Origin of the sequence: Natrinema sp. HArc-T2 (assembly GCF_041821085.1) — an archaeon.
Lineage (GTDB): Archaea > Halobacteriota > Halobacteria > Halobacteriales > Natrialbaceae > Natrinema.
On the sequence record NZ_JBGUAZ010000003.1, the window covers coordinates 335899 to 357561 of the forward strand.

Sequence of the window (21663 nt, forward strand, 5' to 3'; positions counted from 1 at the left end):
TTCGGACTCGTTATCTAACAAGTAACAATGGCTAGGGGTAGCGAGCGACCGATAACTACCAAGTACAATGAAAGGCCTTCCGTTTCAGCCCGTTTCGACCTTGCGTCGGCGAAGCAAGCGCCTCGCCACAGCGGTCCCGGTCGATCTGGTTGGTGTCGTGGGATTCACCGTCGTCGCGACCGTCCTCTTGGGTATCACGGACGTGTCATCAACGGTGGTGCGTGCAGCGGTCGGATTTCCGCTCTTGTTTCTTGTGCCAGGCTACGTGACCGTTTCGACGCTCTTTCCGCGGTCGACGCCTGCTCACGAATCGCAGACCGGCACCCGACAGCTCATCACACAAACGCAGACGCTGACCGATGTCGAGCGGGTGGCACTCTCGTTCGGCCTGAGTTTTGCGATCTTGCCACCGCTCGGGCTAGTCGTCGCTGCGACACCGTGGGGGTTTACTGGCCCAGTCGTCAGTAGTGCAGTCGCCTGTTTTTCCATCGTTGGCGCGAGCCTCGCTACCATCCGACGACTGTCCGTCCCCGAAACTGATCGCTACCGGGTGGGTTTCGGTCGACGGCTCGAGGCGGCTCATACCGCAATATTCGGCCCGAAATCGACACTGCAGGTTGCTGTCAACGTCGTGCTCGTTCTCAGCATGGTACTTGCGCTGACGACGGTCGGGTATGCACTCGTCTCCCCACAAGAAGGTGAGCAGTATACGAGCCTCCGATTGCTCACCGAAAGCGAGTCGGGAGAACTCGTTGCCTCCGGATACCCGTCGGAAATCGAGCCGGGCGAGCCGGTTCCGTTCGTCGTTGGTGTCGAGAACCAAGAACACCAGGAGATGTCCTATACTGTCGTCGTGCAGGAACAGCGGTTCGTTGACGGTGAACTGGTCGAGCGCACGGAGTTGCAACGGACCGACACGCAGGTCGGCCAAGGGACGACCGATTACATCGATCAAACCGTCACGCCAACGACTGAGGAGGGAACCGTTCGAATTGCTGTCCTGCTGTATCCTGACGGAGTACCGGAAACGCCGACGCTCGAGAACGCCTATCGGAAGACGTACTTCTGGACAACCATAACCGGATCCGACAGTCCCGGTTCTGAAGCCGGCAGTGGTGAGGACGGATCTGATGATACTGTCGTGGATGACGATCCGTTCGACGGCGTGTTCGGCGACGAAGGAACTGCTGATACCGACGGTGAAACCGAATCAGCCGACGGAAGTGATGATGATGAGACGGTCGACGAAGATGATGAAGCAGCGACGAGCGACGACGAAGCCACGGATGAGGGGGCAACTGGAGGCGCCGACGTGACTGGCGGAAGTGACGCCGGTAACGCAACGGCGACCTAAGACCGTCAGATCGGCGATTATCAGTTGTCGTTGTCCACCGATCCTTAGCTGATAGTGGCTCTGAGACGGCTCGAGGCCACTCACACGGCGATACCCGGCTCGAAATCGACGTATGTATCGCCGTCAGCATCGCGCACGTCGCTCCTCAGGGCGGCCAGCAGTACACGAGCTTGCAACTCCTGACCGAAGACGAGACTGGCGAACTCGTCGCATCGGGGTATCCATCCGAAATCGACGCCGGTAACTCGATCCCGCTCGTCGTCGCCGTCGAAAATCAGGAAGGACAAGCCATGGGGTACACAGCTGTCGTCAGGAACAACAGCTCGAGGACGGAGCGGTGGTCGAACGGACGGAGTTACAGCGACTCGATTACAGTCTCGGTGACGGAGACGACGTGACCGATGTTCGGAACGTTACACCGGTGACCGAAGGCGAAACGGTTCGGTTTTCCGTTCTCCTATACGAGAGCGACGACGTTCCCGAGACACCAACTAACGAGAACGCATACCGTCATACCTACTTCTGGGTAGACGTGATTGAAGAGACCACGCCAACGCTATTCGGTTCTTGATACTGCAGCCGGTCTTGCATTTCACCTCCGAAAGACGGTGATACTCGAGATTCGCAGCCGGCAACCGTCGCATAACAAAACGTCTCGTTCAGAACTGTGATCATAGTATGAGCACGCGACACCCTGACGTCCTGATCGTAGGTACGTACGGTGGCGGTGGCGTCCATCAGTACGTCGAGGAACAACATCGGCGGCTGGACGATCGGCTCTCAGTGTCAAGTTACGATATGCGGATGCCTCCCAGTGGAAGCGGCGTCTTCTGGGTCATGCGTGCGGTACTGATGGGGATCTGGGCAGCAGTGAAGTTCCCGTTCCGATCACGCCCGGACGTTGTGCACGTTCACACGTCCTACCGATTTTCGTTTTATCGATCCTCGCTGTACGTCCTGTGTGCGAGGTACATATGGCGACGTCCGGTTGTCTTACACATTCACGGATCTTCGTTCGACGACTTCGTCGCCACGGATTCTTCGGCGGTCGCGAAACTGCAATCGCTCGTCTTCGATGCAAGTGACCGAATTATCGTTCTCTCGGAATACTGGAAGGACGTGGTCGCGACTCGAGCGGACGAGGATTCGATAACCGTGCTTCCGAACGCCGTTGATCCGGATAACTACCAGCCGACGTTCGACCACGACGTCCCCCACCTCGTCTTTATCTCGAACCTGATCGAGCGCAAGGGAGTCTCGGAATTGATCGCCGCGATCGACGAACTCAACCGCACGACTGAGATCGAGTTTCGTGTAAGTATTGCAGGAAAAGGCCCGCTCGCTGACCAGGTCGTCGACTTCGCCGATCAGTACGACGACGTGACCTACCACGGCTACGTCTCCGAAGCGAAAAAGCAGTCACTGCTTGAGAACGGATCGATCTACGTCCTCCCGACCTACGCAGAGGGGTTACCGATCGCGATGCTCGAGGGGATGGCCGGTGGAAATGCTATCGTTTCGACGACCGTCGGGAGTATCCCGGAAGTCATCGGTGAGGACAACGGCGTGCTCGTCCCGCCTGGAGACGTCGACGAGTTGCGGGAGGGACTCCGGGAACTGCTCATGTCACCGGATCGAGTGGACCGAATGGGTCGCGTCAATTACGAAACTATCCAGGAGGAATACTCGTGGGAAGAGGTGACAGAGGACTTGTTACGGATCTACGATACGAATCGATCACATAGCGCGGGGTCTGCAGCCACCGCGTGACGCGGGCGAACCGTTCGTTTCCAACCCGGAACCACTCACACGCCGAACTCATGTGGCATGTTCGATCTTCAGCATCATCTGTGATGCCCTTGGCCGATACACATTCGTCTAGTGTCGCCAGTGTTGCTGAACCGAGAATCGTTCGACTCGTCACCGATAATTCATGATTCATAGTGTCAGTTCGTTCCGGATGTCACTCGGGTGAGCTTGAAAAAATAGCGACACTCGTGATAGAAGCGTCCGTCTCGACGTTCGTATCGGTGGCTAAATTGACTTCCCACTCGAAACCGACCAGCGTCTCATACGGTTTACTGTCACTGGTTACCGGTGTACCCGCGACCGTCCTGCGGGTGCACTGGCGCTGACTGCCAGCAAACCGTCTCAGTTGATGCGCCGGGGATCGACGACGACGCCGTTGACGGAAATGGTCGGGCCGTCCTCGATCTCGAGAGCGGCTAACTCCCCGGTAAACCGGAAGCCGTCGACGCCACCGCGAACGAAGCCTTCGAGCGTGCTGTCGTCGACGAACTCGCCGCCAGTGCCGTACTCCGAGAGGGCTTCGCTACGCTCGATCTCGCCATCGACCTCGATCCGGTAGTTCGACACTTCCGAGCTCCCTTCGCCGTCGATCACGAGCGTGCTCTTCGCCCACGTGGGGGTTTCGGAGCCGTATTCGTCGGGGTCGACGACCTGCCCGTCGACCGCGACGGTCGGGCCCTCCTCGACCTCGAGCGCCGTCAGCTCCCCGGTAAACCGGAAGCCGTCGACGCCGCCACGAACGAAGCCTTCGAGCGTGCTGTCGTCGACGAACTCGCCGCCAGTGCCGTACTCCGAGAGTTCCTCGCTGCGTTCGATCTCGCCATCGACCTCGATGCGATAGTTCGATTTTTCCGAACTCCCCTCGCCATCGAGTGTCAGCGTTTTCCACTCCTCGCCGTCGCCACTCCCGACCACTTCGACGGTGCGAGTGTCCGAACCGTCGGAAGTCTCGACGGTCACCGAGAGTTCGGCTGGAGCGTCGACCGGTTCCGTTTCGTAGCTGAGCGTCGTCGTTTCCGTTCCGTCGGGACCGATCGTCACCGAGGTCGATACTACCTCTTGTGAATCGGGGCCAGCAAGCAGAACGATGTCTCGTTCGACCGTCGATCCGCCGGTGTTCTCGAGTGAGACAGCTACCTCGAGCTCTTCACCGCCAGTGACGGGAGCGTTTGTCCCGTCGATCGAGATGGTTACGTGGGCGTCCGGCTCGGTGGTATCGTCGTTTCCTCCGTCACCGGTCAGGTCCGGATTGGGGTAGGAATGGGCCCGATCCCAGTCGAAGGCCGTATCACTGTAGTCCGGGGAGACGGACCCTGAACTCAGGCCGTCGTTGACGCCGACGTTTGTCGTATCGTAGCTCCCGCCGGACGTACCCACGGTCGCTCCTGAATCGTTCGACGTGTGGAACGAAACGTTGTTTAGCTGGGCTCGTCCGGAACTGTGCCACGCGAACGCCGGAATGTGTGGGACGTCAAGGAGGAACTGACAATCAGTAAAGTCGACCCATTCGTTCTCAAGGAACCGGATCACACCGGAGGCGTTTGGAGCATCGCTGAAGATAAACGAGCAGTTTTCGACGTATCCGCCGTTCGATGCCTGACTTCGGTTGTCCGCCATGATCGCTGAGACGTTCGTTTGGCGCTCGTTGTTGCTGTGGGTCGATCCGTCCAGAGAGAGATCGGTGTAGAACGTACAGTCGCGGATAACCTCGTTCTTGCCACCCAACCGGACGCTAGTCGGACTGTTGTTAGCAAAGACGCAGTTTTCGATCACCATCGGTCCTCGCATGCGGGTGTAGACCGCATTGTTCGGGAAGCCTGCGAGAACTGAGTTGCGGATAGACAGTTTTCCGGCGCGAGAGCACCAGACACCGACACGTCCGTTTCCGCCGTTGTAGTTCGAAACGTCGCCATTGTTCTGACAAACGATTCCGTCCATCTCGAGGTGGCCACTCGACGACTCTGCCCCGACGCGGAACGCATATGTGTGTTGATCCCACGTAGTGGGGCCGTCGCAGGCGATTTCGATGTCCCGAATCGTGGCGACGTTGTTGACGATACAGCGAAAGCCCACGCCCGGTCTGCCGTCCGAATCGAACGTGAGGTTGTCCAGAAGGACATTGTCGCCCGACACGTTTAGCACGTCCTCGCCCTGTCCGTGCCGACCCCAGTCACTGGGGACCATGATCGTAACGTCGCCGTCGCCTCGGATCCCCCAGTTGGTCCGAGAGAATGAGAGCTGTCTGTTCCACTCGTAGGTCCCGCTGGGAACCACGAGTAACTCGCCGTCGCTCGAGTTCGCGACGTGTGAGGCGAGATCATCGCCGTCGGTCACGTCCAAAACCCGCTCCGTCATCTGACTCGGATCTGCAGCTTCGGGAGCTGATCGGGCGTCGGTCGCTGCTGCGGCACTGGACAGGGGATTGATCGCCGCCACACTCGCAGCGACGCCGGTCAGCTTGAGGTACGATCGCCGATCCAGTAATCTATTATTACTCCCTATTTCGCCGCTCTCAGCGGTCTTCTTGACGCTCTCGTCTGCATCCAATACTGTATTGTCGCGTGCCATGCGATCTGGAAAAGATATCATAACATGATAAATCTTCTGTTAATAGGCTGATTTAATTAATATATCCAGACTATAATGGAATCTTGATAGTATTTTTTTCGTAAATATTGGGGTTTTTGGAACGGCGTAATTCAACTGAGAAGACTATCGCCGATCGGCAGTGATACCGAGTGGAAACTGCGAGTTCAGGGTATAGCGGTATTCACGACTCTCCGGTTGACCTCGTGGAATCCTGCTGGCACACGGTGCTTCGTTCGGAAGCGGCTACGGAACGATAATACTCTTCAGAACGCTTCCTGTCGACGGCTGTGAGCGACCGGCGGTCTTTTGCTCACTGGCGCGATCGGAATACGGCTACCCCTCGTGGTGCTCTGGACCAGCGTGTACTGCTGCCCGAGGTTGATCCCTTCGAGAATAGCTAGTGTTGCTGCGGATATCGATCATCCGTACCACGATCACGACGGGTCAGTGGGATACTCCGCTAGCTGACGTATCCGAGTTGTTGGAGTCGCTCCGTAACGACGTCGTCGTCTGTGTCGTCGCTAGCTTCAGTGGGTGTTTCAGCGACGATTTCCTTGCGTGGCCCGTTTTCGTAGACGAGCCAGGGAACCGAAACGAGCTCGGCTGTATACGTTCCTGGGGGATGTCCCCATTCCGTAATCGGCAGTGGTGATGACCGCTCACCGATCATGTTTCCGTGATCCGATGTCACGACTGTACGACCGGACAGTTCAGACAGTAAGTCCCGTACAACCGGCAACACGATATCCAAGTTTCGACGATAGGCATCCCACACTGTAGCCGCCGAAACAGCCGTATTTCCGGTTCGGAGCTCGTTCCAGATATCCCGGCCAGTCTCTTCCTCATTGCCAAACGTTCTAGGATTCAGATTCTCGCCAGCCCCGATGAACGGGTAGTGTGGCTGCAGAAAGTGGCCGATGATCCGTTTGTTCGGATACTGCTCTGTCGCCTCATGAACGTGTTCTGCCATCGTTTCAGGCCGGACGGTTCCATGTTTGTCCGACCACCCTTCTTCGCGCCAGACGTTTACGACAGCGTGAAACTCCGCGTCAATCCTGTCACGCCAGCGGTGCAGCTGGGGACTTGCAGTCACATACACTATGTCGTGAAGGCGTTCATTCCCGAAATTCGCCACGAGGAACTCCGTGGTGTGTGAGCCTCTTGACTCTCGTTTCACCAATCGTCCCGGGAGGTTGTGTTGGCTCTCAAACATATCGTACCGACAGGCATCGAGAATGAGCAGAGTATCCCAGTCCTCGTCGACGACGTTGACGCCGTTCGGGTTGTAATCACGATGAGTGAGCCAACGATAGTAGTGACGATTGATTTCGCGCGCGAAGATCGATGGGTCTGAAATTCCGCGCCGAACTCCACGTCGAATCTGCCCGAGTGAGTACATTGATTCCGGGTTGTAGAACGATCCTAATTGTAAGGATGTAATTACTCGGCTGTTACGTATCGACTCGAGATAGAGTCTCTGTAGAGTAGTTCGAGACGCGAGCGGGCCAGCAGCCAATTCGGATACACCGTTCGTAGACCAAGCAGCGAGTGTTACACGACGGAATTCGATGCGTCCTGGCAGCGCATGCGACCCACCGATATCCATGAGAACGGTGCTCCCGTATAGCCCAGAAGAACGCTTCGTGTTCCAAGGTCGGCAAAGCCATCAGCGGGTCGCCGCTGATCTCAGGTGTACACTGGGATCGACCTCAAGTCGAGATCGGGACTACACCAGTCACTCAACGGACAAACGACGGCGGGGGTGGTACGCTGGACAGTGCCTTTGTTCCAAGAGGGCGTGGTTACCGCACCGATTGACTGCCACTGATACACTCGAAGCAATTTCCAACCAGAGTGTCCCGTTGGGGATTCGACAGCCGATCCCATATCCGATAACGGTCAATTCGAAGAGATCGCGTTTCGTATTAGGGTGGCGTCGATAGCTCCAAGACTGAACAACAGGACGATCCAGATTGAGACGCTGAGGAGAACGACTGCGACGAGAGAAACCACTCCGGTTATATATGGTGAGAACAGCCAGATCGAGATCGTCATGCCGCCGGTGACGACCCCCACTTTCGAGAGGTCGGACAGCAACCGTTCCACGTTTAGTGGTAATTCCTTGTACACGATATAGACCTTTACTAAAACGTAAAAGGTGTGCGTGATGGCCGTCGCGATCGCCGCGCCAACGACACCAATTACTGGGATCAACAGGACGTTCAGTCCGACGTTCAGCAGTGATGCGGTGATCTTGGCGATCGCTCTCTCTCTCGCTCGTCCGAGGTAGTCCAGTGGGTTGTCGGTGAGTTTCGTAATGGCTTGCAACACGACGTAAACTGAGAGGATCTGGAGGACGGGAACGGCACCCGAGTACTCGGCTCCGAAGACTAGCTCGATAGTTGGCGACGCGACGAAGATAATCCCGACTGCTGCAGGAACGTATAGTAACAGGACGTGTTTCAGCGATTCTTCGTACATTGTCGCTGCGGTGTCTAGTCCACCGGTGTTTTTCTGTTTGCTGTAGGTCGGCGAAATAGAGAAACCGAGAGCGGTTGCCGGTACCTGTAGGAACTCGACGATCTGCTTGCTCAGAACGTAAAAACTGACTGCGAGCGGATTAAGGAAGAAGCCGACGAGGATCGTGTCGATCTCTTTGTCTATTTTGCCGGACATGCTCGTCACGGTGAGCGGAACGTTGTACTCCAGTATTCGTCGCGGTATTTCCGAATCGATAGCTGACGCCTTTGGCATGTTGCTGTACTGGTTTTTGTATACTGTGTAGCCGCCTACGAGAGCGGCCAGACACGAGCCGGTGATGAATCCACCCAGTGCCCCGAGCGCACCGTACCCGAGACCAACGAGCGCGAGGGCAAACAGGAGACGGCCACTCCTATCGACGGCATGAATCGTTGCTGCGAGGCCGATATCCTCCAGACCCTGGGCGATCATGCGGAAGTACGTGGTGAGCGTAGCGACCGCGATGAATGCGAAGCCGAACGCGAGAAGCGGAGCGAGTTCGGGTTCACCGACTGCGCTCGCTATGACGTCCGAGCCGAGCAAGAACGTGATCGAAACGATCACGATGGACACGCCGTTGTACAGGAATGATCGTTCGATTATGTATGGTATCTGACTAGGGTCCGTCACTCGATAATCGGCGACATATCGAGCAGCAGATTTCGCTAGCCCTAGCTTGCTGAATATTTGAGCAACCGAGAAAACGGACATGGCGAGGAACAACACCCCGTATTCGTCCGGTTTCAGAAGCCGAGCCAGCATCACCATCATGATCGCACTCGAGACAGTCGCGACCACCCTGCCCGCGAATTCAGTCTTAAACCGGGAACTGAGACGTGCAGCTAGACTCATATGCTCACTCGGGTGCTTCGTTGGTCACGAGGTACTGCCTGAATTCGCCGTTCGACTGTACTCGAGCGATGCCGCGCTGGGTCTGCAGGGAGGAGAGTTCAGTTCGGCTATACCGGAGTCCCTGGTAGGCGAGCAGTTCTCTCTGGTAGTCAGTAGTCGTGAGAACGGCGTAGCGATCCGACTCGTACTGTAACGACCCGTCAAGATCGGATTCCGTTACCGTCCCGTGGTGATGTGACCGATTCTCGTTACCGTATATTGCATCGTCGTATCGATTCGGCGCATCTCGAAGCCCGACGAACCCTATCCCATCGGCTTGCGTGTCAAACGCCGTTTCGTATCCCTGCATCTCCTGTTCTGTCACGTGCTGCGATTGGTTGTAGATGTACGGTGACGGGAAGACGGCGATCAAGGAGAGTACGAGCAAAAGCGAGAGTCCGACTGCCAGTACGGGAGTAACGGTTCCCGAACCAACGTATTGCGCGAACCAGTTGGTACCGAGATGGAATGCAGTCGCGCCGAGAACGGTGACGAACACCATCATGAGCCCGAACACGCGGAAGTACATCTCCGACGTCTCACTGACGAGGTACATGACGAAGACGACGGAGAGTCCAATCAATCCCACCGCAAAGAGAATCGCTACCGCGGTCACGCTGGGTAGCTCTGGCGACGTGCGACGGAACACGGTATACAGGATCAGACCACCCGCGAGCAGTGAAAAGATGACTTGGGCAGCGAAGATTTTCAGGAAGATCCCTTCAATACTGCCACCGATAGCTGCTAGTGACGCCCCCTGCGTCGAGATAGACTCGCCAGCAGAGCCGTGACCACCCACGAGATACATCGCCGCCGAGATGATCGCATCACGGACGAAATCGGAGAAGAACCCGTAGTTCGCCGACCAAATAAAGAACATACCGATCAGAAGCATCGTCTGTCCGTACAGTGGTCGCGTTTCGACGATCGCCGTCGAACCGCCGCCCACACGAGCGACGATGAACCTCACGATACAGATTCCGGCAAAGACGATAATCATGTGAGCGACGAATTGCGGATGATAGATGACGGCCCCCATCGAAACGAGTGCGAGGGTAGTGCCGATCGCAGTGATCGACCGCCGCTCGCGGTTGAGCGCCGCACGGGACGCATCACGGTTCGGAACGAGATATTTCAGCAGTACGTAGACGAACAGCCCGGCATAGAGGATTGCGACCGACATCGCGTGAGGGTGCAAGTGTGTTGAGAGTGTGGTAATCGGCAAGAGGAGAAAACCCGAAAATGCCGCGACGACGATCGCTGATGGAGACGGGACGATCGTCCTGACACAGAGCGGAACGAACACGAAGAACACGACCGCGGCGAGAACGACGACGAGTAGCAGTGACTGACGGAGCGAAACCCCAATGCTCGAGTGAACGATCACCGAGAGCGTATGCATGGCCGGATAGAACAGCTCGAGCGGCGAGAGCGCACCGTCGCGGATCGCGCTTGCCCACCCGAGGTGGGTCAGCGAATCGTTCTGACCATAGAAGTAATAGCCGCGGATGATCGGCAGTCCGACGAACGCGACCATCGAAAGTCCGCCGAGTCCGAGTGCGGTGGTTCTGGTGGCCCGATCCGTCGCCGCCATCGAGGCTACTGCGACGGAGAGAGCGCTGGCCATCCCGGCGATCAACCCAATCCAGACCACCCGTGGCGTCATAGCGTACAGCGATACCTCGTACCCCGTCGCCGGGTTCGCGCGTGCGACGAGTACGGCGCTGGCGATGGAGAGAAATCCGAGGGCCAGCAGCCCCCGTCGATAGCTGTCGGTTCTACTTGTCGACTGTCGTGACATTTGGTTCACTTTCAGGAGTGTTTCATCATCCAATTGTTATCCATCGCTTGGGACTGGGTAGGTCCGTTCTACGTCCCTGAACGAGATCCAGTCAAACCGAGAGTAGCGCGCGTGAGTTCGCTAGTCAGATCTCGGATCTGCGGGTCCCTCTCCATTGCAGATGCGCGTATGGGCCCCGATGAGTGCATCTTGCAGGTTCAGTTCGGTGAGAGTCGTCTCCCGATCGATAATCGACGACCTGATCTCGCAGTCACGGATCGTCGTGTTCGGGAAGACGACCGAGTGCTCAAGGCGCGTATCGATCACCGCTGCGTCGGCCATGACCTGGACGTTCTCCTCGAGCGTTGCTCCCTCCACAGTCGCACTCTCGGCGACGTGCGTTCGACCGTCAAGGGACCACGCCAATGCATCCAGGTAACTCTCGGGTGTCCCGATGTCGAACCAGGCGTCGTCGAAGGTGAACGCAAAGGCGTCTTCGCGTTCCTGCAGCCACTTGACGAACCAGCCGGGTTCGTCGGGATTGTTCCCCGCCTCGAGATACGTCTCCAGCTGATCGAGCGTTTCGGCTGGGAACCCGTAACAAGCGATCGAGACGAGGGTACTATTCGGGGTCTGGGGTTTCTCCTGAAAGTCGGTCACGCGCTCGCCCGCCAGTTCGACGACGCCATAGGACGACGCTCGCTCGACGGTTTCCACGTCGTAGGCCGCGATGCAGGGTGCGGCGGCACGTTGGAAGAAGTCGACGAACTCGCCCACGTCGAAACTGAGCAGGTTGTCTCCTGCGATCACCACGGTGTCCTCGTCGATCGCCTCTCGGTCGACCAGTTGTGCCAGAGCACCGACGACGCCGAGTTTCTGGGTCTCGGCAGTCGTCTCCTCGACCGTCAGCGTCAGCTTCTCGAACCGGCTGTCGGCGATGTACTCGCGGAAGTGACCCGCGAACTTCTGGTTCGTACTGACGAACACCTCGTCGATCCGATCGTCCGCCTCGAGTTGGGTGAAGATCCGGTCAATGACGGTTGCGTCGCCGATCGGAAGGAACATCTTCGGGCGATGCCTCGTGATCGGCCATAATCGCGTCGCATACCCGCCTGCGAGAACGATTGCCTTCATAGATCTGTTTTGTAGTACCTGAAAATAAGGTATAGTTATGACTCTGATAACGATCCATCGGGTCGTCTGGGAGGCAAGGTGGTGATGAGGGGGGAGATCGTTCGACAGGGTAACGTGGATATCGTGGGCTCGAGACGTGTGAGTTACTTTTCATACGCTGCCACGTATGCGGCAGTCAACCGAACGGCGGAAAGCCGTCTCTTCGCCGGTCGGATCGGCATGGACGGGCGATCGAAACAAGCACATAACCAAGACCGTGTTACACGAATTGTAACCGTTCGCAGCTAAATAGCCCTTACAGTCCCTCTGGAGTGATTTCAGTGAACTTGCGGTACCTGAGGGACGCTGACCCGGAGAAAACCGATGCGACTACATGGATGCTACGACGGGACGCTGTACGGGACGCGGTATCGCACAGTCTTCCGAGAGTCGTCGACCGAGAGTGGGTCGTTCAGTGCGGTCGGGAGGCTTCCTGTACCCGACTCAGCCACGGGAGCGACTGGACTCTCATACCGTCTCAAGACGACGAAGGGCTGGAAATCGGCGGTCACTCGAGTTGTCGGTCGGTTCCCGTCGGCCAACCTCTGGCCGATAACCGACACGGACCTGCTCGCAACTGCTGACAATTATGTGTTCGTCTCGCGAGACGGTGGCGAAACGTGGACAGTGAGTCTCACGCTTCCCGAGTCCTCGAGCCCGATGGGGGTCCTGCCAACGGGTGTGTGTATTCACGACGACACGATCTATCTCGGAGAATATCCGCTTGCATCCTCGACGACACCGCGGGTACTTCGATCGACCGATCGGGGCGCGACGTGGGATCCTATCGCCGAACTCGACGGGGTCCGTCACGTCCATTCGATTCAGGTTGATCCTTATACCGGCGACCTCTGGATGACGACAGGCGACGCGGATTCGGAGTGTCGGATCGGACGACTCTCCGACGGTGACTTCAAGACCGTCGGTAGCGGTGGTCAAACGTGGCGAGCAGTCGAACTCGCGTTTACTCCCGACGCGATCATCTGGGGCGTGGATAGTATCTATCTGGAGACGAATCCTATCTTACGACTCGATCGGTCGAATCTTGACGGGGGCCGATCGCCGGACATCCTCTACGAGGCGTCGAACTCGATTTATTATGCGACGTCTGTTTCGATCGACTCAGTGCAGTGGGTCGTCGTTTCGACGGCGATGGAGGCCGGTACGGATAGCACTGGTCCCGCCGATCAGGCCGTCCATTCAGATCGAGCGAAGGTTCTCGCGTCGTCGGCAGCGACTGGTTTCACGACATGGCACGAACTCGCCACTTACGAGAAGCGATCGATGCTCGTTGACTACTGGAACCCACGGAATCTCGCACCGACCGCCAATGCCTACGTCTTTCTGGCGGCGGATCCAGATAGAGGTATTGTTACGAACCCTTACAACACGTCGCGAAACGACGGCGAACTCGTTTCGTACCCACCCGAGTACGTCGCCGATCTCGAGTCGTAACCGCACTGCCGGGGCATTCCGTTTAGAGATAGCCGAGATCCTTGAGTTGTGCTTGAACGTCAGAGTTGATCCTTCGTTGGCGTGATTCCGTGCTTTCCTCTTGATTGAACGCTTGCACTCGATCAGAGAGGGTTTCACGGCATTGATTGAGGACGGCTTCAGCTGGATCGGATACCAACTTGTCTGTCGCCCGATCAAATAGATACTCCGAACTCGAGTCGTTTCGGACGTACTTGTACTCGGGATCGGCAACGATTCGCCACCGAGTGATGTCGGCAGGCGTCTTGCGTCCGGCGTGTGGGATGAAGTCCTCAGCCATCGCTACGTCACGAGTGTATCGTCCCGACCGGCCGCCACCGTCACGGACAAGCGTAAATAGATCGGGCAGTTCGAACATGTCGTCGACGGTCTCGCCGTCGCGCTGGCCGGGCCGTTTGATCCACAGCGGCACGTTGAGGTTGATATCGCGGACGTAATGGGGCGGTCGTTCTGTCCGCGGATAGTCACCGAGCGTCTTCCCGTGATCGGAACAGACGACGACGAGCATGTCGTCGAACAGCCCCTCGCGCTGTAACAGCCCGAGCAGTTCCGCGACCTTCTCGTCCTGGTAACGCGCGCTCGCGTCGTAGTACTCCATGACACGCCGTTGCGTCTCTGGTGCGAGATCGGATTTCCCCATCACATACGCGAGCAGTTTCGTGTTGAGAACGCGCGGTTCGATGGTCGACGGCTGCTCGAGGTCGAGCGACTTGAAGGCCCGTTTCGGCGGGAAGTATGGACTGTGGGCCTCCATGAGGTTCAGGAAGGTAAACGTTGGTGCCGACGGCTCGGCCTGCTGGGTTAGCCAGCGTTTCGCCCGGCTGACGAGACTGTCGGTGAAAAAGCGCCGCTTCAACAGGAACACCGGCTGGCGGGCTGCTTTGCCGAGAGCAGGATGCAGCCGGGAGTAGAGGTCGTCGCGGGTCGTGTGGACGCCATCGGTTTCCGACCGCGATATCTCGAGGTCCCACTCGACGAACTCGTCGAAGCCACGATCGAGGCCGGAGAGCTGACCGACCCACGGATTGTTCGAGAAACCGGCAGTGCGGTAGCCCGCATCCGAGAGGTGTTCGGCGAGCGTCGTCCGGGATTCGGGGAGCCGGCTCATGCCGTCGGAAAAGCCATTCGTCACCCCGTGTTCGGACGGGAACACGCCAGTGAACATCGACGTGTGAGAGGGCAGCGTCCAGGGGGCCGGTGTGAACGCGTTCTCGTATCGCGTCGCGTACGTCGACAGCGCCGACAGAGTAGGGGTCGTCTCGCGGTCGTGATCGTAGGCAGAGACGCGATCCTTGCGCAGCGAATCGAGTACCAGGAACAATACGTCCGGTTTGTTCGACATACCGCTACCTACGTGAAGACAGACTTTGTTACAGACCTACTAACTCCCGTTCGAATGAACGGAGTTGCACACCGATTTTCGATTCGTCGGCTCTCGTCGCATCGACGTGGCAACAGCGTGCTCGAGGTGTTACTTGATGCTTGCGAGTGTCTGATAGGCTGACTTCGCAAGCGACATCTCGAGGCCCGCGGACTCGACGACGTAGTACTGGCGGAGATCGCTGTTGAACTTCGCCTTGTATTCACAGAGGCGCTCGGTGTTCGCACCGACGAGATCGTAGCCGGTCACTGACTCGAGTTGTGGATCGGTACAGATATCCTCGATTATTGCCCGGTGGAGGTGGCTGTTGACGCTGATCCCGTCGTACGAGGCGGTAACGCCACCCTGCCAGAAGTACGCGAGATCCGGGGAGTAGAGAGTGATGACGCCGCTTTTGTAGTCTCCGTCGGGTGTTCGCGCGACGTAAACGCGCCAGCGGTCGTCATCGAGTGACGAGAGGAGATCCCGGAGGAACGACCGCGACAACGGGGCTGGATCGTCGTACTCCTGGTACTGGGCGACGACGTCCTCGTAGATTCGCATGGCCGCGTCGATCCCTTCCGTCTCGATCGAGAGATCGATCTCATCTTGCTTGCGCATTTCCCGCCGCAGGCTCTTGCTAAAGCGTTGTAAAACGTTCTCGAGGGTAGTGTCCTCGAGATCGATGATGTATGTGAACCGAGGCGTCAGCGATAGGTCCTGCCACTCGTATGGCCGCGGATCTGTATACCCGATCGGACAGCTCATTCGGAACAGCGTTGTTCGCGTGTCGATGTCGACGGTCTCGATCACGGCCTCGGCCAACTGCTGGTTGATCCGCTCTTGCTTCCGGCGTTTCGGACTGTTTGGATCGATGACGGGCCCGAGTCGGGGAACGCTGAACGAGACTGGCGGAGAGAGAACCGTTCGACCGATCGGTCGCTCGCTGACGAACACTGGGAGCAGTCCGACCGCCTGCTGACCCTTGTACGCGCCATATAGCTGTAACTCCGCGTCTGTGTGGTCATCGAGGACGGCGAGCGCGTCCGGGTCGTGGAACACTTCGTACCCATCGGCCGGCAGCGCCTCTCGCCAGGCCTCGAGTCCGATTCGATTGACGTCCATACGCCTCTCCTGTTCCGACGACAGCCCTTGTTATTCTCCCAGTAACCGATCGATGAGTGTCATAGAAAGCAACTCCCAGATACGTCTTCCACTGCTTGCCGGCAGCGATCGAGTCGTGATGCTTCGTCGATTTCCAATTCCGAAGGTGGGGAAATCTTCCCCCACTGAACATGCCAATCAGGTATTGTCGAGTGGCCCTTCGTCCTGCGCCGCGAGCAAAACCTCCGATAATGCGTAGGCCATCCATCCCTGACACCACCGCATCAGCGTCACCCGCTTCGTGTGGTGGCGGTACTTCCGGTAGTAGAAGCGTCCTTCATCTGCCTGCAGGTTCGCGAGGACCCACCGGAAGATTCGATCGGCCAACTCGAGATCCTCCTCTCTGGTAAACACCAGCATCCCCTGCGTGCTGGCGTGGATATCGCGGGGATAAGCGTTTTTTTCGTCGAAGTTGGGTGCCCCGTCCAGTTCGAACAGTTCGCTCCGGTAGAACTCGAGGGCTGACGACAGCGTGTCGGTGTATCGATCCACGTCGACGACGTCGCGGTAGCGCTGGAATGACTCGATGATGAATCCGTTGTGGTGGCTATCCATCGAGAGGTGTGACGCCGAAGTCGGAATTCGATAGGGCCACCCACCCCGTTCGGTCTGCTGGGCAGCGACGTGGTCGAGGATCTTCGTCGCTCGCTCGCGGAGTGTGTCGTCGCCGAAGTACTCGTAGAGGTCGACGAGCATTCCCGCACCGATTGCAGCTGAATTGAGCGTATAGGAGTCGTCTGGGTGATTCAGGTGATAATCGATCTTCGCACCCTCGGGCACTTCCCGGTAGTTTAGCTCATCGACCAGAAACGAGGTGGCAGTGCGTGCGATCTCCGCGTATTCCTCGTCGAGTCGGGCGGCACGCAACAGCGCTTTCACCGCGTATGCGGTCGACACGATATCGGGATCGTTCGGTACCCCTTTCGTATGGAAGTGCTGGATTTCGTGACGATGGCCCCCACAGAAGCCACTGTATCCAGTACACTGTTCCTCGACGAGCCAGTCCGCGAGGCGTTTCGTTTCGGCAAGCGGATCGAATTCCGGGTCACTCGCTGCGTCCTGTTCGGCTCGCAGTTTGGCATAGTTTAGATTCGCCATCGAAAAGAGGGCACCCCCTTTGTAGTTTCGTCGGGGTTCGACGCGGAGCAGCGGTCTAACGTCGACGGGGGCTCGTTTGACGGTTTCTTGGACGGCAATGTTGAGCCATCTGTTTTCGACTGGCAGTGCTTGCAGGAGGGCGCTGCTCATTCCATCGCCGTAATCCGGCCCAACGTAGTCTCGCTTGCGAGCATACTCGAGCGTTGACTCGAGCACGGACAGGTAGCGGTCAGTCGGATGAACGGTCGCGTCTGGGCCTGATCTCGCCGTCGACTGGCTGGTCTGTGCTGTCGGTGATGTGGGAGCGGTACTCGAAAGCCGCTGGACGTCGAGCCACGGAATCTCTTCGAACTGCATCTATCGTCGTCTGGACACGTATCGCCATTAGTATATGATGACTACCGAGACGCCACGACGCGAGTAAACCGACTTGCGTGGCTGATGCTGCCGATTGGAAGTCAGTTCGGATACACCCGCGAGCCACTCCGACAGTTGTGTCGGTAACCAGTTACAACCGGTATTGTGAACTGTCCCTGTCGAACTGGTATGAGCGAGATAACAATTGTGGTTGATTATATCATTCTCCGTCACGGAACGGGTGGTTTCCAAGATGAGATATCTGTTCTTCACGAACACGCCAGCACACGTTCACCTGTACAAACACGCCGTCCGGTCCCTGCGTGATGACGGCCACGAGGTCCGCGTCCTCGCTCGAGATTACACCTGCACGACTGACCTCCTCGAGTGGTACGATCTGCCCTACGAGGTCTACGGCTACTGTGGGACGTCGAAACAGTCGCTGCTGAGTCGCCTGCCGGCTCACTACGTCCGCGCGATCCGGCAGGCGAGGCGGTTCGATCCGGATCTGATCTTCGGAATGGGTGGATATGCGGCACATACGGGTGCGATGGTCCGAACGCCGACGGTGTTGCTCATCGATTCCGAACCGGCGTCGTTCGACCACGCGATTTCGACGCCGTTCGCTCGCGCCATCCTCACACCGAATACGTTCCAGAAGGACCTCGGGGAGAACCACTACGTGTTTTCGGGCCTGAAAGAGTGCGCGTATCTCCATCCGGAGATCTACGAATCGAACCCCTCGATTCGTGACCGACTCGGCGTCGCCCCCGACGAACCGTACGTGATCCTCCGACTCAACGCGTTCGGCTCACAACACGACGTGGGCAAAGACGGAATCACCCACGAGCAGTGCCACCAGCTCATCGAGCGACTGAGCGACGACGCGACGATCCTTGTCTCCGACGAGGGCAAGGATGTCGATCTCGAGGGCCTCCCGGCACGGTCGTTCGACCTCCATCCCGCCCTCATCCACGACGCGCTCGCGGAGGCGACGTTGTTGATCGCTGACACGCAGACGATGGTCACCGAGGCGGCGCTGCTCGGGACACCGGCGATTCGATCCAACTCGTTTGTCGGCGACTCCGATATGGGGAACTTCGTCGAGCTCGAGAACCAGGGATTGATTCACAACGTGGCTCGCTTCGCCGATATCGTCGATCTCTCGACGACGTTGCTTCGCGACGAGGGTATCGACGAGGAGTGGACGCGGCGACGAAACGCCTTCCTCTCGGACAAGGCGAATCTCACGGAATTGCTCGTCGACGTCGCGACGGCACGTGGTCGTGTCGACGACCTCGACGCAGTCCGCCAGTTCAGTCGGGGGACGCCGCCCGAATCGAAGCCACCTGTTGGCGTCGGCAGCGATTGATATCACAGGCCACCTGTTGAGACACGGTCGTCGGTCGTCGCCCGCTTGATTCTCGAGAAAATCCCGCCGTTCACTGATACTGTCGGACAGGAGTCAAGACGAAGTCATCGCGAATTCGTAGCCGTCACCGGTGTAGACGGCCACAGCAGAGTGGCCCATCTTCGCGTCGTTCTGTCTGGCAGTATGAATCAGGATTTGCTCGTCGTTTCGCAGTGCTACCATCTCACAACCTGAGCAGATAACAGGACAACAGGCAGTGCCAACGCAGTCACAGTGCGTGGCTCGTCGTCACGAGCGACGACGAATCTCTATCGCGGTGCGATCAGTCACGGGCGCGCGTCGTCATCAGCCAGCCAAGGCCCAGCACGGCGCCGGCAGCGAGCCCCACTCCGATCCCGATGAGGCCGATCGAACCCGCGCTGGCCGCATCCGGGTTCGGTGCGACGGCGAGTCTCGAGAGCGATGTCACGTCCGCTTCGAAGTGATATGTGTCGTCGGACTCGTCGCTGACCGTTGTTTCGACGGCAGTCCACTCGTCACCGTGTTGCTCGTAGAGTGCAACCTCGTCCGCCTCGAGTCCGCGCTCCTCGAGACGGTCTTTCGAGACGGTAAACGAGACCGTCGCCGACGTGTTATCGGTCCCTGACTGCTCCGCGACCGTCAGATACGAAAGTGGCTCGACGTCGGCAGGTGGTGTCTCGGAGAGTTCCGAGAAGCGGCTTTCGAACGTGAGCGACGCATCGCCGTCGATACCGGTCAGCTCGAGCCGTTCGAAGCGAACGCCGTCGTCCGTCCCTGCCGTCGGTTGCACGCCGACGGGGTCGTCCGGCGCGGCGTTTGTCACGGTTGCAGTGATCCCGTCGCTGGTCCGGTCGTGCGTCACGGACGGCCCCTCACAGGTGCCGGTTCGGATCGTGACTGGCTCGTCGAGCGACGGAAGGGATGTCCGATCCGGGTTCTCGGCGCTGCCGGAGAGCACGTCCCACTCTTCGATCCCGCCCGTTTCTGGTATTCCGGAAACAGGCAGGTCTGCCCCTGCAAACGCCGAGTTCTCGTTGAATCGGGGGTGGACGGTTACGGCGAATTCACTGTCGAGGCCGCCTCGCAGCGCACCACCGTCAGTTCGACCGTCTCGATACGCCCAGGATGCAGACGCCCACCCATCACCGCGATCGAACTCGTCCATTCTCGTTTCACCTGTGTAGTTATCGTCTTTTACGGCCCACTCGCTCTCGTGTGGCAGGCCAACGAACTCGAGCGTGACGAGCGCTCCATCCGACTCACCGCCAAGCCGATCGTGGACCATCCCGAGGCTCAGTCCGTCTGGCCCCTGATAGAGGAAGAGGGTGCTCGTGTCATCACGCTGGAGCTGTGTCGTCCCGTACGAACTGTAGCGTCGTTCGACATCGTCTGGGTGTGTTTCGTGGCTCCGATACTCGTAGAACGATTCGATCGTCCCGTCGGACGACAGCGGTTCGATCGGTTGACAGAACGAACCTTGTTCGACGACGTACGAGTCGGCTGGTGGCGAACGCACCTGTGCCGACGACGAGACAGCCGGTGAATGGGACTGGCCGGTAACGCCGCCGGTACTGCCGACGACCAACATCCCGATGAGTACGGCGATCGTTACGTGCTGTTTCTTCATGGGTTTAGTCTCTCGTGGGTGAAGTGGAATTTGCTGGCTGTCGCCTCTGTACGACTTGCTTGGATCGGCCCCCTTCATCATCAGCGCACAGCGCTCGAGGTGGTCCGATCCACGCACCGAGGTCCGCCGCTCGCTCGATGAGCCACCGATACAAGCCCCGGTACCCGGGAAACTCTCGTTCGTTGAAATACCGCGGATGCCAGAGGACCGTCATAGCGGCGCCGTTCGCTGCGGCTTCCTGCAGGAGCCGCTCGCAGGTCTCGCGGGCAGCCTCGAGATCGGACGCCGGATCCGGCAGTGCTTGCTCCATGATCGTCAGCGGGAAAACGAGGAAGTCGTCGTCGAAGGGACGAAGTGGGTGGTAGCCGGCGTGGAAGCCACATTCCGTACTCGAGCCAAGCGTCGCGTCGTACGAGAGGCCGATCGCGCGGTGGTACTGCCACGTCTCCGGCACGGTGAGATTCAGGTAATGCTGTCGACCGCCGGTGATGGGGCCGCCGAGGACGTCCTCGAGCAGCGTTTTTTCTTCGTGGAGCCGCAGTAGGTCGTCTGCGGAGTGATACGAACCGTGCAGGCCGACTTCCCACCCACTGTCGGCTAAGTCGCGGATAACGTCGACGAGTTCGGATGCGGTCACGTCGTAGCGGCCAAGATGCTGGACCCAGTGTGTCGGTGAGACCCATTCGCCGATCGGTCGGTCGGCCAGCAGGTGTTGTTCGTTCAGGAAGTAAAACGCCGAGCGAACACCCAGGTCGTCCTCGAGGGCCATGATGTCTTCGAACTGCCAGTAGGGATTGGCCGACGAGAGTGCGGTTCGCAGATGATATGTAGGGCGTTCTCGAGCGGCGTAGTAGAACGATCGAATCCCCTTGTACGGTCGATCGACGTCGTGTGTCAGACAGAGTGCGAACGTCGCATCGTCCGGAAGCAAACCACGAGCTCGCGGTAGATCGTCGATGAACTCAGCTGTCGAAGCGGGCAGTGCAGACGAACGAGGGTGCGTCTCCGTGACTCTCGAGTCGGCGTGCGATCGCCGGGCGGTCGTCTCACTCAT

Annotated in this window: 17 protein-coding genes; 6 read left to right on the top strand and 11 right to left on the bottom strand. The window is 58.3% G+C overall.

Translation table 11 applies throughout. The features are described 5' to 3' along the window. Positions 1-67 precede the first annotated feature (67 nt). The 4 genes from ACERI1_RS09260 to ACERI1_RS09275 all read left to right on the top strand — a co-directional run bounded on the left by ACERI1_RS09260 (position 68) and on the right by ACERI1_RS09275 (position 3124). Positions 68-1354, top strand: a complete 1287-nt coding sequence (locus ACERI1_RS09260) for a DUF1616 domain-containing protein (RefSeq protein WP_373617833.1) — start codon at positions 68-70, stop codon at positions 1352-1354. Between the two features lie 170 nt (positions 1355-1524). Continuing rightward, complete coding sequence (locus tag ACERI1_RS09265; protein ID WP_373617834.1) at positions 1525-1752, top strand: DUF1616 domain-containing protein; 228 nt, start codon at positions 1525-1527, stop codon at positions 1750-1752. Next, positions 1692-1925 (top strand): DUF1616 domain-containing protein, encoded by a 234-nt coding sequence (locus ACERI1_RS09270; protein WP_373617835.1) that lies wholly within the window; start codon positions 1692-1694, stop codon positions 1923-1925. The genes ACERI1_RS09265 and ACERI1_RS09270 overlap by 61 nt, the downstream gene beginning before the upstream one ends. 107 nt (positions 1926-2032) lie before the next feature. Then, on the top strand, positions 2033-3124 hold the full coding sequence (locus tag ACERI1_RS09275; RefSeq protein WP_373617836.1) for a glycosyltransferase family 4 protein: 1092 nt from the start codon (positions 2033-2035) through the stop codon (positions 3122-3124). A gap of 381 nt (positions 3125-3505) precedes the next feature. Here ACERI1_RS09275 and ACERI1_RS09280 read toward each other — a convergent pair whose 3' ends face one another. The 5 genes from ACERI1_RS09280 to ACERI1_RS09300 form a co-directional block, all read right to left on the bottom strand. Next, entirely contained in the window at positions 3506-5731 is a 2226-nt protein-coding gene (locus ACERI1_RS09280) for a right-handed parallel beta-helix repeat-containing protein (protein WP_373617837.1), read from the bottom strand. 481 nt (positions 5732-6212) lie between these two features. After that, a complete protein-coding gene (locus tag ACERI1_RS09285; RefSeq protein ID WP_373617838.1) occupies positions 6213-7358 on the bottom strand; it encodes a hypothetical protein in 1146 nt (381 codons plus the stop codon). A 293-nt stretch (positions 7359-7651) separates the two neighbouring features. Beyond that, positions 7652-9124 (bottom strand): flippase, encoded by a 1473-nt coding sequence (locus tag ACERI1_RS09290; RefSeq protein ID WP_373617839.1) that lies wholly within the window; start codon positions 9122-9124, stop codon positions 7652-7654. 4 nt (positions 9125-9128) lie between these two features. Then, positions 9129-10964, bottom strand: a complete 1836-nt coding sequence (locus ACERI1_RS09295) for an MFS transporter (RefSeq protein WP_373617840.1) — start codon at positions 10962-10964, stop codon at positions 9129-9131. Positions 10965-11084: 120 nt separating this feature from the next. Beyond that, positions 11085-12077, bottom strand: a complete 993-nt coding sequence (locus ACERI1_RS09300; protein ID WP_373617841.1) for a sugar phosphate nucleotidyltransferase — start codon at positions 12075-12077, stop codon at positions 11085-11087. Between the two features lie 363 nt (positions 12078-12440). Between ACERI1_RS09300 and ACERI1_RS09305 the strand changes: the two genes are divergently transcribed. Beyond that, the gene (locus ACERI1_RS09305) at positions 12441-13571 is read left to right on the top strand and encodes a WD40/YVTN/BNR-like repeat-containing protein (protein WP_373617842.1); all 1131 of its coding nucleotides are present in this window, start codon (positions 12441-12443) and stop codon (positions 13569-13571) included. Positions 13572-13593: 22 nt separating this feature from the next. Here the strand turns inward: ACERI1_RS09305 and ACERI1_RS09310 are convergent, their stop codons facing one another. The 3 genes from ACERI1_RS09310 to ACERI1_RS09320 form a co-directional block, all read right to left on the bottom strand. Further along, complete coding sequence (locus tag ACERI1_RS09310) at positions 13594-14952, bottom strand: sulfatase (protein WP_373617843.1); 1359 nt, start codon at positions 14950-14952, stop codon at positions 13594-13596. A 129-nt stretch (positions 14953-15081) separates the two neighbouring features. Continuing rightward, positions 15082-16095 (bottom strand): GNAT family N-acetyltransferase, encoded by a 1014-nt coding sequence (locus ACERI1_RS09315; protein WP_373617844.1) that lies wholly within the window; start codon positions 16093-16095, stop codon positions 15082-15084. 177 nt (positions 16096-16272) lie between these two features. After that, a complete protein-coding gene (locus ACERI1_RS09320; RefSeq protein WP_373617845.1) occupies positions 16273-17589 on the bottom strand; it encodes an antibiotic ABC transporter permease in 1317 nt (438 codons plus the stop codon). A gap of 253 nt (positions 17590-17842) precedes the next feature. Here ACERI1_RS09320 and ACERI1_RS09325 point away from each other — a divergent pair, with 253 nt between their 5' ends. After that, complete coding sequence (locus ACERI1_RS09325; protein WP_373617846.1) at positions 17843-18961, top strand: DUF354 domain-containing protein; 1119 nt, start codon at positions 17843-17845, stop codon at positions 18959-18961. A 93-nt stretch (positions 18962-19054) separates the two neighbouring features. On the opposite strand, the gene ACERI1_RS09330 is transcribed toward ACERI1_RS09325, so the two are convergent. From ACERI1_RS09330 to ACERI1_RS09340, 3 genes are all read right to left on the bottom strand, one after another. Continuing rightward, the gene (locus ACERI1_RS09330; protein ID WP_373617847.1) at positions 19055-19183 is read right to left on the bottom strand and encodes a hypothetical protein; all 129 of its coding nucleotides are present in this window, start codon (positions 19181-19183) and stop codon (positions 19055-19057) included. A gap of 100 nt (positions 19184-19283) precedes the next feature. Next, positions 19284-20609: a PGF-pre-PGF domain-containing protein gene (locus ACERI1_RS09335; RefSeq protein ID WP_373617848.1), complete on the bottom strand. Its 1326-nt coding sequence runs from the start codon at positions 20607-20609 to the stop codon at positions 19284-19286. Between the two features lie 4 nt (positions 20610-20613). Continuing rightward, positions 20614-21663 carry a polysaccharide deacetylase family protein gene (locus tag ACERI1_RS09340; RefSeq protein WP_373617849.1) on the bottom strand — a complete coding sequence of 350 codons (1050 nt, stop codon included), beginning with the start codon at positions 21661-21663 and terminating at the stop codon, positions 20614-20616.